At 71.5% G+C, this 11,950-nt stretch carries 11 protein-coding genes; 8 read left to right on the top strand and 3 right to left on the bottom strand.

The annotated features are described in order from the left end of the window. Positions 1-610: 610 nt before the first annotated feature. A complete protein-coding gene (locus tag AB0M27_RS14700) occupies positions 611-1,756 on the top strand; it encodes an adenylate/guanylate cyclase domain-containing protein (protein ID WP_365721549.1) in 1,146 nt (381 codons plus the stop codon). Between the two features lie 14 nt (positions 1,757-1,770). On the opposite strand, the gene AB0M27_RS14705 is transcribed toward AB0M27_RS14700, so the two are convergent. Continuing rightward, a complete protein-coding gene (locus AB0M27_RS14705; RefSeq protein ID WP_365721551.1) occupies positions 1,771-2,409 on the bottom strand; it encodes a hypothetical protein in 639 nt (212 codons plus the stop codon). Between the two features lie 209 nt (positions 2,410-2,618). Between AB0M27_RS14705 and AB0M27_RS14710 the strand changes: the two genes are divergently transcribed. From AB0M27_RS14710 to hutH, 3 genes are all read left to right on the top strand, one after another. Beyond that, positions 2,619-3,413, top strand: a complete 795-nt coding sequence (locus tag AB0M27_RS14710; protein WP_365721553.1) for an enoyl-CoA hydratase-related protein — start codon at positions 2,619-2,621, stop codon at positions 3,411-3,413. 181 nt (positions 3,414-3,594) lie between these two features. Further along, on the top strand, positions 3,595-4,740 hold the full coding sequence (locus AB0M27_RS14715; protein WP_365721555.1) for a GGDEF domain-containing protein: 1,146 nt from the start codon (positions 3,595-3,597) through the stop codon (positions 4,738-4,740). A 100-nt stretch (positions 4,741-4,840) separates the two neighbouring features. Further along, positions 4,841-6,379, top strand: a complete 1,539-nt coding sequence (gene hutH, locus AB0M27_RS14720; RefSeq protein WP_365721930.1) for a histidine ammonia-lyase — start codon at positions 4,841-4,843, stop codon at positions 6,377-6,379. 54 nt (positions 6,380-6,433) lie between these two features. Here hutH and AB0M27_RS14725 read toward each other — a convergent pair whose 3' ends face one another. After that, complete coding sequence (locus tag AB0M27_RS14725; protein WP_365721557.1) at positions 6,434-7,198, bottom strand: hypothetical protein; 765 nt, start codon at positions 7,196-7,198, stop codon at positions 6,434-6,436. A 42-nt stretch (positions 7,199-7,240) separates the two neighbouring features. Continuing rightward, positions 7,241-7,564: an LPXTG cell wall anchor domain-containing protein gene (locus AB0M27_RS14730; RefSeq protein ID WP_365721559.1), complete on the bottom strand. Its 324-nt coding sequence runs from the start codon at positions 7,562-7,564 to the stop codon at positions 7,241-7,243. Positions 7,565-7,673: 109 nt separating this feature from the next. Here AB0M27_RS14730 and AB0M27_RS14735 point away from each other — a divergent pair, with 109 nt between their 5' ends. The 4 genes from AB0M27_RS14735 to AB0M27_RS14750 all read left to right on the top strand — a co-directional run bounded on the left by AB0M27_RS14735 (position 7,674) and on the right by AB0M27_RS14750 (position 11,891). Next, complete coding sequence (locus AB0M27_RS14735; protein ID WP_365721561.1) at positions 7,674-8,018, top strand: hypothetical protein; 345 nt, start codon at positions 7,674-7,676, stop codon at positions 8,016-8,018. Positions 8,019-8,251: 233 nt separating this feature from the next. Further along, on the top strand, positions 8,252-9,499 hold the full coding sequence (locus tag AB0M27_RS14740) for an Ig-like domain-containing protein (protein WP_365721563.1): 1,248 nt from the start codon (positions 8,252-8,254) through the stop codon (positions 9,497-9,499). A gap of 144 nt (positions 9,500-9,643) precedes the next feature. Beyond that, the gene (locus AB0M27_RS14745) at positions 9,644-11,101 is read left to right on the top strand and encodes an ABC transporter permease (RefSeq protein WP_365721565.1); all 1,458 of its coding nucleotides are present in this window, start codon (positions 9,644-9,646) and stop codon (positions 11,099-11,101) included. Between the two features lie 106 nt (positions 11,102-11,207). Then, positions 11,208-11,891 carry an ABC transporter ATP-binding protein gene (locus tag AB0M27_RS14750; RefSeq protein WP_365721567.1) on the top strand — a complete coding sequence of 228 codons (684 nt, stop codon included), beginning with the start codon at positions 11,208-11,210 and terminating at the stop codon, positions 11,889-11,891. Positions 11,892-11,950: the final 59 nt, after the last annotated feature.

Raw genomic sequence — 11,950 nt, forward strand, 5'->3', positions numbered from 1 at the left:
GTGCCTGTGGTGTCTGCGCGGGCTGGGTGGCGATGCCTGTGGTGTCTCTGCGGGCTGGGTGGCGATGCCTGAGGTGTCTCTGCGTCTGTATGGGGGTGCGCGTGGATGCCTGCGGCGCATCTGCGGCGCATCTGCGGCCGGGTGCGGGTGCGGGTGCGCGAAGCGCCTAGTGTGGTTTTGGGGTCGGGGCCGCGCCGGAGGGTGTCCGTCCTCGGAACGGCGCGGAATCGGCCAGCCGTGGAGGGCCCGGTGTTGACGCGCCAACCGCTGCGGGCGGACACCCCCCGACACGTCCCCTTCCCGCCGTGGGCGGCTGCGGCGCCGTGGCTGTGAGGCCGACAGCACGGCAGCGCCCCGCAGGGGCGCGGGGAACTGCGCGAGCGGCCACGATGGACCCGCGGCAGGCGACGGAGAGGGCATCCCCGGACCTGCCCCGATGCGGAGGTCTGGGGGCGTAACCCCCCGGGGTGGCCGGCGGCAACACCGGTCAGCGCGTCCGGCACCGGGAAGTGGACCGTCGGCCCAACCCAACGGAGTGAGCTGGCGCACACCTGCCGTAGAGTTGAGGCCGGTCGAAACGTGACCGCGGCAGATCGGAAGGGCAGCAGGCGTGACCGTCGACGACACGGGCTCCGGCGCGGACGCGGACGGCCGGGTGGACCCTCTCCAAGAGCGGGGGAACGCCCACGCCGCCGACCCGGGCGAGGACCCGCTGGCCCTGCGCCTCGAACAGCTCATCCTGGGCGCCGAGCGCCGCTACACGCCGTTCCAGGCGGCCCGTAGCGCCGGTGTCTCCATGGAGCTGGCGTCCCGGTTCTGGCGGGCGATGGGGTTCGCGGACATAGGGCAGGCCAAGGCGCTGACCGAGGCCGATGTGCTCGCCCTGCGCCGGCTCGCCGGTCTGGTCGAGGCGGGGCTGCTCAGCGAGGCCATGGCGGTGCAGGTCGCGCGGTCCACCGGGCAGACCACCGCCCGGTTGGCCGAGTGGCAGATGGATTCCTTCCTGGAGGGCCTGACCGAGCCGCCCGAGCCGGGGATGACCCGCACCGAGGTGACGTACCCGATCGTCGAGCTGCTCCTGCCCGAGCTGGAGGAGTTCCTGGTCTATGTGTGGCGGCGCCAGCTCGCCGCATCGGCCGGGCGGGTCGTGCAGTCGGCGGACGACGAGGAGATGGTCGACCGGCGGCTCGCCGTCGGCTTCGCCGACCTGGTGGGGTTCACCCGGCTGACCCGCCGGATGGAGGAGGAGGAGCTCGGGGAGCTGGTCGAGGCCTTCGAGACCACCGCCGCCGACCTGGTGGCCGCGCGGGGCGGCCGGCTCATCAAGACCCTCGGCGACGAGGTGCTCTACGCGGCGGACGACGCCGGTATCGCCGCGGACATCGCGCTGCGGCTGGTGGAGACGCTGGCGAACGACGAGACGATGCCTGAGCTGCGGGTCGGCATGGCGTTCGGCACGGTCACCACCCGTATGGGTGATGTGTTCGGTACGACGGTGAACCTGGCCTCCCGGCTGACCTCCATAGCGCCCCGGGACGCCGTGCTGGTGGACAGCGACTTCGCCGAGGAGCTGATCCGTACCGGCGAGGCGCCCGCATCCGAGGCGGAGGCGGCCGAGGCCGCGGCGGCCGCCGAGAAGGAGGGCGAGGAGCCGCCTAAGTACCGCTTCGCGCTCCAGCCGATGTGGCAGCGCCCGGTGCGTGGGCTCGGCGTGGTCGAGCCCTGGCTGCTGGCCCGCCGCGACGGCCAGCCGTAGGCGCGCGCACCTCCTCAGTGGACGTCCACGCACAGGCCCAGCACCGGTACGCACAGCCCGCCCGGGCCCGGTTCCGCCGTGCTGTGGCTGGGCGCCGGCGTGGTCGGTGTGGGTTGGGCGGTCGTGGGGGCCGGGCGCGGGGCGGACGTCGTCGCCGAGGGCCGCGGTGTGGTGCCGGCGGTGGCGCCCGGAGCGGTCGGGAAGGCGGTCGCGGTCGGTGCGGCGGTGCCGGTGCCCCCCGAGGATGCCTTGGGCGCGGCCGGACCGGTGGGTGTGTCCGTGGGGGTCGGCGCGGGGCTTCTGCCGCCCATGACGGAAGTCGCCGAGGGCAGTGCGGTGGGGTCGGCGGAGATCGTGGCGGCGGTGTTCGACGCGTGGTCCGTGGTGCCGCCCGCGCCCGCGCCTGCGCGGGGCTCGGCCTCCGCCGTGTCCGGGGCGCCGACCCCCGACTCCGGCGAGACCCGGACCAGGCTGAGCACGCCCGCCGCGAGGGCGAGACCGCCGGCGGCGAGCAGGACCTTGCGCGGGCGCGGTTTGCGGTGCCGCCCGCGGCGTACGCCGGGCGCACCCGCCGGCTCGCCGCGGTCGTCCGGCTCCCGCTCCGGGCCCTCTGCCGTCCGTGCCGTACGGGCCTGTGCACGTATCGGTGCCATGGTTCCCCTCCCCGGTTCCCCTTCCGGCCGCGCCCCGGGCATGCCGTGGCGGACGCACGCTATGCGGTCCTGTGGGCGATGTGGGGTGAGACGGCCGGGATGTCACTCGAACGGGCGTAGCCCCCTGGACTTTCCCGGGATCGGGTACGGCTGCGATGATCGGGCCGAGAGTGCGTTAACCCGCGTTAACACGTGAGCCGGAGGGTGCCATGAGCGAGGAGCGGTTCGGGGAGTTCGTGCTGGTGCGGCGGCACGGGCATGTCGCGGAGCTGGTCATGGACCGGCCCAAGGCCATGAACGCGGTCTCGACGGAGATGGCCCGCTCCCTCTCCGCCGCGTGCACGGCGCTGGCCGGTGACCGGGACGCGCGCGTGGTGGTCCTGACCTCGTCCCACGAGCGGGCGTTCTGCGTCGGCGCGGACCTGAAGGAGCGGAACTCCTTCAGCGACGCGGATCTGCTGCGGCAGCGGCCGGTGACGCGCGGGGCGTACACCGGGGTGCTTGAGCTGCCGATGCCGACCATCGCGGCGGTGCACGGCTTCGCGCTGGGCGGCGGTTTCGAGCTGGCCCTGTCCTGCGACCTGATCGTGGCCGACCGTACGGCGGTGGTGGGGCTGCCGGAGGTGTCCGTGGGCGTGATTCCCGGGGGCGGCGGTACGCAGCTACTGCCGCGGCGGATCGGCGCGGCGCGGGCGGCCGAGCTGATCTTCTCGGCCCGGCGGGTGGAGGCTGCGGAGGCGGCTGAACTCGGGCTCGTGGACCGGCTGGTGGACGAAGGCCGGGACCGGGAGGAGGCGCTGGACCTGGCCGCCCGCATCGCCGGCAACTCACCGGTCGGCCTCCGGGCCGCCAAGCGCGCACTGCGCCTCGGTCACGGCCTGGACCTCCGGGCGGGCCTGGAGGTCGAGGACGCGGCGTGGCGGACCGTGGCGTTCTCCGGGGACCGGGCGGAGGGAGTGGCGGCCTTCAACGAGAAGCGCAAGCCGGAGTGGCCCGGTGAGTGAAGCGCCCCGAAGGGGCGCGGGGCTTTGTCGATATGTGGCTCCGCCACGTGGGTGCGACCGGCCACGGCGCGCCCACACTTGGCGCTGGTCCCGCGCGGCCCCGGGCCGGCAGCCGTAAGGTCCATCCACCGATCGCCCCACCAATGTCCCGATTACCCCAAATCCTCCCTAACCTGGAGTAATGGCTGAGGACAAGCGGCTCGCCGCCGTGGTGGCGCTGGCGCAGGGGATGGCGGCGGCGCACACCCCGCGGGACTCGTGGCAGGCCGCCGCACTCGGCGCCTGCCGGGCGCTGGACGGCAACTTCGCCGCGCTGTCGGTGTGGGAGCGGGAGCTCGGCCGGCTCCGCGTCCTCGTGAACGTGGGGGACAGGCGCCCGGACGAGGAGGAGTTCCCCGAGTCCGAGGCCTACCCGGTGCACCAGTTCCCGGAGATCACCGAGTTCCTGCACGAGCGGTGGGCCGGCGGGGGTGGCCCCAACGCGTGGGTGGAGACCGCCGAGGGGACGGCCGCCGGCACCCCGGGCTACTTCCACCATCGGGTCGCCGCCCTGCGCCGCCGCGGCCGGGGCTGTTGCGTGGTCGCCCCGGTCGTGCTGCACGGCAGGGCCTGGGGTGAGTTGTACGTCGCCCGGCCCGTCAAGGCCCCCGTGTTCGACCCGGCCGACGCCGACTTCGCGACCGTGCTGGCCGCCGTCGTCGCCGCCGGGCTCGCGCAGACCGAGCGGCTGGAGGAGGCCCGCCGGCTCGCGTACACCGACGCCCTCACCGGACTCGCCAACCGCCGGGCCGTGGACGTACGCCTGGAGGAGGCGGTCGAGCGGCACCGTACGGAGGGCCTGGTCGTCAGCCTCGTCGTGTGCGATCTCAACGGGCTGAAGCGGGTCAACGACACCCTCGGGCACGCCGTCGGCGACCGGCTCCTGGAGCGCTTCGGCTCGGTGCTGTCGCTGTGCGGCGCCATGGTGCCGGGCGCGCTGGTCGCGCGGCTCGGCGGGGACGAGTTCTGTCTGCTGGCCGTCGGTCCGCCCGCCGACGACGTGGTCAAAGCCGCCGACGAACTGTGCCGCAGGGCGGGGGGGTTGGAGCTGGGGGAAGGCGTGGCGTGCGGGGTCGCCTCGACCGAGGATCCGATCGGGGAGGTGGGTGACGCGCGGCGGCTGTTCCGGCTCGCCGACGCCGCCCAGTACCGGGCCAAGGCCCTGGGCGCCGACCGGCCGGTGGTGGCGGGCCGGGGCGGGCCGGAGGATCCGGTCGTACGGCTGGCCGACGAGCCGCCGCATGTGTCGCCTGCCGAGCGGCGCCGGTTCCGGGGGCGCCGGCCGTAGTTCCGCGGTTGAGGCGAAGGCCACACGGATCGGTAAGGGTCGCTCCCGTACTCCACTAGTGACATCTCCGCATTCAATGCGTACGCTCCTGAATATGGATATGCACACTGTGGTGGTGGGGACGTCGGGTGTCACGGCGTCCGACGTGCTCGCCGTGGCGCGGGGCGGTGCCCGCGTCGAGCTGTCGGCCGAGGCGGTGGCGGCCCTGGCGGCGGCCCGCGAGATCGTGGACGCGCTGGCGGCCAAGCCGGACCCGGTCTACGGCGTCTCGACCGGCTTCGGCGCCCTGGCGACCCGGCACATCAGCCAGGAACTGCGCGCCCAGCTGCAGCGCAACATCGTCCGCTCGCACGCCGCCGGCATGGGCCCGCGGGTCGAGCGCGAGGTCGTACGGGCCCTGATGTTCCTGCGGCTGAAGACCGTCTGCTCCGGACACACCGGCGTCCGGCCCGAGGTCGCGCAGGCCATGGCCGACGTGCTGAACGCAGGAATCACCCCGGTCGTGCACGAGTACGGCTCCCTCGGCTGCTCCGGCGACCTGGCCCCCCTGTCCCACTGCGCCCTGGCCCTGATGGGCGAGGGGGACGCGGAAGGGCCCGACGGCACCGTCCGCCCCGCCGGCGAGCTGCTCGCCGAGCACGGGATCAGGCCGGTCGAGCTGCGCGAGAAGGAGGGCCTCGCCCTCCTCAACGGCACCGACGGCATGCTCGGCATGCTGATCATGGCCCTCGCCGACCTGGAGACCCTGTACAAGTCCGCCGACGTGACCGCCGCGTTGAGCCTGGAGGCCCTGCTCGGCACCGACAAGGTGCTCGCCCCCGAGCTGCACGCCATCCGCCCGCACCCGGGCCAGGGCGCCTCCGCCGCCAACATGCTGGCCGTCCTGAAGGGTTCGCAGCTCACCGGGCACCACCAGGACGACGCCCCCCGCGTCCAGGACGCCTACTCCGTGCGCTGCGCCCCGCAGGTCGCCGGTGCCGGGCGCGACACCATGGCGCACGCCCGCCTGGTCGCCGAGCGGGAGCTGGCCTCCGCCGTCGACAACCCGGTCGTGCTGCCCGACGGCCGCGTGGAGTCCAACGGCAACTTCCACGGCGCGCCCGTGGCCTACGTCCTGGACTTCCTCGCCGTCGCCGCCGCCGACCTCGGCTCCATCGCCGAGCGCCGTACCGACCGGCTGCTGGACAAGAACCGCAGCCACGGTCTGCCGCCGTTCCTCGCCGACGACGCGGGTGTGGACTCCGGGCTGATGATCGCCCAGTACACGCAGGCCGCGCTGGTCAGCGAGATGAAGCGGCTCGCCGTACCGGCCTCCGCGGACTCCATCCCGTCCTCCGCCATGCAGGAGGACCACGTCTCCATGGGCTGGTCGGCCGCGCGCAAGCTGCGCACCGCCGTCGGCAACCTCGGCCGGATCATCGCCGTCGAGCTGTACGCGGCCACCCGCGCCATCGAGCTGCGCGAGGGCCTGACCCCGGCGCCCGCCTCCCAGGCCGTGATCGAGGCCGTGCGCGCGGCCGGTGTGCAGGGCCCGGGCCCGGACCGGTTCCTGGCGCCCGACCTGGCCGCCGCCGACGCGTTCGTGCGCGACGGCCGGCTCGTCACCGCGGTGGAGTCGGTCACCGGCCCGCTGCAGTAACGTCTCCGCGCGAGAAACAGGGGCCCTGCCCTGTGCGGGGCCCCTGTCGTCATGTCACTTCAGCTTGGCCTGCTGGGCTTTGACGACCTCGGGCGACACCGTGTACGCCTTCTTGGCCATCATCGCGCCCAGGTTCGAGGTGAAGTAGACCGACAGGTTGTTCCCGCGCCGGAGCACCTCGGCGTGGACGGGAGCCGCGTCTCCGTCGTCCGAGTCCATCGTCGCGGTGAACGCCACCGACCCGTCCCCGGCACCCGTCGCCTCCTCCTCGGCAACCTTGGAGAACTGCACCTTGGTCCCCGCCTGCTGGGCGGGGAAGCCGCTCGCGCAGTCCTTCACCGCGGTGGACACGGACGCGAGGGCCTTCTCGGCGCCTTCCCCGTCGTACGAGGCCAGGGTGACCGTGGTGAGGTCCCGGTCAAGGGACTTGTGCATCGCTTCCTCGAACTTCCCCTCGTCGAGGTCGTCCAGGGAGGTCGGCTTGGCGGCGGGGTCCTTCTTCTGCTTCTCCGTGGCCAGACGGTCGGTCCTGGCCGCCGCGTCGACCGGCGGGAGCCCGCTCAGCACGCGGACCAGCGGCCGGCACCGCGCGCTGTCGGTGGTGATCGCCTTGGCCCGGGCGGCCGGCACGGCTCCCACCGTGAACCCGGGCACCTCGCCCTCGGCGATGATCAGCTTCTTCAACTCGGCGGCGCTCAGGGCCTTCGCGGCCGTACCGGAGTCCTTCGAGTCCCCGCCGGAACAGCCCGTGACGAGGGCGAACGACAGCGCACCCACAGCTGCGGTGGCGCACAGCCGCACGCCCGATGATCTCTTCATGGGCGCACTATGTGTGAAACGTCAAAGGTTCGTCAAGGCAAATTAAAAGCCCATGCGTTCCCGGCGCACCGAATACACCACGAAGCCGGCGCCCACACCCAGGAAGAGGGTGCCGCCGACGACGTACGGCGTGGTGTCGATGCTTCCGGTGTCGGCGAGTTCGGTGCCGTCCGCCGCCTCCTGCGCGGTCTCGGCGGTCGCCTGCGACACCGCCCTGGCCTGCTGGGTCAGGTGTGTCGTGGAGGTTTCCGTACTCGCTCTGTCCGAGGAGTCCTGCGACGCGTTGGCGGACGGGACGAACCACAACGCACACAACAGAGTGGCCGCGGCGGTGGCGGTCAGCAGCGGACGGCGAGCGGATGACACGGAATATCGATCCCCTTGTGACGCTGGCGAATTGGCCGTGGGCAGTGATGTTAGTGAAAGTCGCGGGTCACAGGAAAGTCACGGGAGGTTTCAGTCGTACGCTCCCGCCATGAACGCTGAAGAGACATCACGTTTTGTACGGCTTCGTGTGGAGCTGGTCCTCGAGGTGCACGACGAGGACGGGGTGAACAAGGCCGCGCTGCGCCGGCTCGCCGCCGATCCGGAACTGTCGGCGGCGGAGCGGGCCCAGGCCGAGGCCGCTGTGACGGAAGACACCGCCGAGGCCCTGGCGTATCTCGTGGACCCGTTCGACCTGGTCAGCGAGGTGCCCGGGGTGGAGCTCCAGCAGGCGTCCTGGTCGAGTGAGCGAATCGACTACGACCCGGACTCGCCGGACTGGGACCTGGACGAGGAAGATGCGGAGGACGACGAAGAAGAGGACGGCATCGGCTGAGCGTCACGGGACACCCTGAACCCCGGACGGCAACCGCCGTCCGGGGTTTCGTCGTCTCAGGGGACGCACGGACCGGCACCCGTACCACCGGCACCACCCGCCCGCCGCGGACGTGGTGTGCCCCACAGATCCAACTGATGTGGAACGGGACGACACGGCCGTAGCGTTGAGCGTTCTTACGGGGACTGACCTCGGGGTTTTCCGGCTAATCGGCAACGATGGAGAAGCGTGTGATGACGGACAGTAAGCGGCGCAAGGGCCTGATGGCCGCGTCCGCACTGCTCGGTGGTGTCCTGGCCCTCACGGGCTGTTCCGGCGGCGGCAACGCCAAGACGTCCGACAAGGGTGATTCCTCGCAGGCCCAGGCCGACGCGGCGGCGGCGAAGAAGTCCTCCCAGGCGCAGATCACGATCACGCCCGAGGACGGCTCCGACAACGCGTCGATCAACAACTCCGCCGCCGTCACGGTCAGCAAGGGCACGCTCACCGGCGTCTCGATGACCACCCAGGACGGCAAGGCCGTCTCCGGTCAGCTCTCCGCCGACAAGAAGAGCTGGAAGCCCACCGTCCAGCTGCAGCGCTCCACCACCTACAAGGTCGCCGCGGAGGCCAAGGACGCCCAGGGCCGCATAGCCAACGAGAACGCGTCCTTCACCACCGTCTCCCCGGCCAACAGCTTCATCGGCACCTTCACCCCGGACGACGGCTCCACGGTCGGCGTCGGCATGCCGGTCTCGATCAACTTCGACAAGGCGATCACCAACAAGGCGGCCGTGCAGAAGGGCGTCACCGTCACCTCCAGCAGCGGCCAGGAGGTCGCCTGCCACTGGTTCAACGCCAACCGCATGGACTGCCGCCCGGAGCAGTACTGGAAGGAAGGCTCCACCGTCACCCTGAAGCTCGCCCTCGACGGCGTCCAGGGCGCGCCCGGCGTCACCGGCGTCCAGCAGAAGACGGTCACCTTCCACATCGGCCGCAACCAGGTCTCCTACGTCGACGCGAAGACCAAGCAGATGAAGATCACGCAGGACGGCAAGGTCGTCAAGACCATCCCGATCTCCGCCGGCGCCCCCGAGCACACCACCTACGAGGGCCAGATGGTGATCTCGGAGAAGTTCAAGCAGACCCGCATGAACGGCGCGACCGTCGGCTTCAAGGACTCCGACGGCAAGGGCGAGTACGACATCAAGGACGTGCCGCACGCCATGCGCCTGACCACCTCGGGCACCTTCATCCACGGCAACTACTGGGGCGCGCCGTCCGTCTTCGGCAACGTCAACACCAGCCACGGCTGTGTCGGCCTGGAGGACAAGAAGGGCGCGAACGACCCGAGCACCCCGGCCGCGTGGTTCTTCGAGCACTCGCTGGTCGGTGACGTCGTTGTCGTCCAGAACACCGGCGACAAGACGGTCTCCCCGGACAACGGCCTCAACGGCTGGAACATGGACTGGGCCCAATGGAAGGCCGGTTCGGCCGTCTGACGGTTCCTCCACAGCTTCCCGGTGCCGCCCCTCGAGGGCGGCACCGGCGTTTCTGGGCCCTCTATGGGCTGGGCCACAGCGTTCTCATGCTTCTTTTATGCCGGCCTTAGGGTGCCGTCACGGACCGTCCCTAGCTTGCGGGCCATGTTCTTCACCTACCTGAGGCGCGAACTGCGCCGCCGCAGAAAGGCGGCCCTCGTCGTCGCCTCCGGCCTCGCGCTGGGCATCGCGCTGGTCATCGTGGTCAACTCCGTGTCCAGCGGCATGGGGAAGGCCCAGGACAAGGTCCTGCAGTCGTTGTACGGCCTGGGTACGGACATGACCGTCACCAAGGCGCAGACGCCGAGCGGAAGCAGCTCGCAGCGGCCCCGCTTCCAGTTCGACGCGCGGGGCGACGACAAGTCCACCCAGAGCAGTGACCGGGTCATGGTGCAGGGCTTCACCACCCTGTCCTCCTCGACCGTCAGCAAGGTCGCCGGCCAGCAGGGTGTCTCGACCGCCGTCGGCGGGCTGAGCCTCAACGTGTTCAAGGTCAGCGGCCAGTTCACCCGCGGCCAGTTCCAGCAGAACGGGGGCGGGGGTACCGGCGGCTTCCGGCGCGGCGGCGGCACCGGGCAGCCGCAGGGTGAGGTCAAGGGCGGCGGCGCGAACTTCGACATCAACCAGTACACCGTCTTCGGCACGGACGTCACCAGGACCGGGGTCGGCCCGCTGACCTCCTCGAAGATCAGCAGCGGCCGTGGCTTCAAGACCACCGAGACGAACGCCAAGGTGGCGGTGGTCGACTCGGCGTACGCCAAGCAGAAGAAGTACAAGGTCGGTTCGACCGTCACCGTCAAGGGCACCAAGTTCCAGGTGATCGGCATCGCCACCGCCGACAGCGGCGACTCGGCGGCCAACCTGTACGTCCCGCTGCAGCAGGCGCAGACCCTCGCGGACGAGAAGGACAAGGTCACCACGATCTACGTCAAGGCGACCGACTCCCAGAAGATCGACTCCGTCAAGAGCGCCATCCAGAAGAACGTCTCCGGTACGACGGTCACCACCTCCTCCGACCTGGCGAAGACGGTCTCCGGCTCCCTGTCCACCGCCTCCTCCCTCGCCACCAAGGTCGGCAAGTGGCTGTCCATCGCGGTGCTGGTGGCCGCGTTCCTGGTCGCGGGCCTGCTGACCTCCTCCGCGGTCTCCCGCCGCGTCCGCGAGTTCGGCACGCTGAAGGCGCTGGGCTGGAAGTCGGGCCGGGTGACCCGGCAGGTGGTCGGCGAGGCCGTTGTCAACGGCCTGGTCGGCGGCGCCCTCGGCATCGCCCTGGGCCTCGCGGGCGCCTACACCGTCACGGCCATCAGCCCCACTCTGCAGGCCCAGCTGGGCGGCGGCAGTGGTGGCGGCGGCCTGGGCGGCGGGCCCGGTGGTGGCGGCTTCGGCGGCCCCGGCCGCCAGGCGGCGAAGTCCATGGAGGTCGCCCTGACGGCCCCGGTGAGCGTCACGACGATCGCCCTGGCGGTGGGCCTGGCGGTGGCCGGTGGCCTCATCGCGGGCGCCTTCGGCGGCTGGCGCGCGTCGCGGCTCCGTCCGGCGGATGCCCTGCGCCGAGTCGAGTAGCCGAGGCCGGCTGCGGCCGGGGCGGTTTCACCGGCACGACTGTCCGCAGGCACCCGCAGCCGACCACAAGCGCGCCACCCCCGAACCCTCCCCAGGAGCCACCCACATGTACGAACTCAGAGACGTCACCAAGCGCTACGCCCGCGGCAAAGACACCGTCCACGCCCTCGACGGTGTCGACCTGACCATCCCCGACGGCGACCGGCTCGTCATCCAGGGCCCCACCGGCGGCGGCAAGTCCACCCTCCTGCAGATGCTCGGCGGCCTGGACCGCCCCACCTCCGGCGAAGTCGTCCTGGACGGCACCGACCTGGCCAAGCTCAGCGAGGCCCGGCTGACGAGAGTCCGCAGCGAGAACATCGGCTTCGTCTTCCAGTCCTTCAACCTCATCCCCACCCTCACCGCCCAGGAGAACGTGGAGACGGCCCTCGTCCCCCTCGGCATCAAGGTGAAGGAACGCCGCGAACTCGCCGCCGAGGCACTGAAGTCCGTCGGCCTCGGTGAACGCCTCTCCCACCTCCCCGGCGAGATGTCCGGAGGACAGCAGCAGCGCGTCGCCATCGCCCGGGCCGTGGTGAAGAAGCCCAAGGTGCTGCTCGCCGACGAACCGACCGGCAACCTCGACGAGGGCATGCGGGACGAGATCATGGACGTACTCGAACGCCTGTGGAAGGAGCACGGGTTGACCTTCGTCATGGTCACCCACGACTCGGCGATAGCGAAGAAGGCCCCGCGGCTTGCCACCATCCGCAAGGGAAAGATCACGGTGAAGGAGAACGCGGGCGCCTGACGGCCCGTAACACCGGTTGCGGCGGGCGCACTTCGCGGTTCTGTAACGGTGTCCCAGAG

This window comes from Streptomyces sp. NPDC052107 (assembly GCF_040680215.1).
GTDB lineage: Bacteria > Actinomycetota > Actinomycetes > Streptomycetales > Streptomycetaceae > Streptomyces.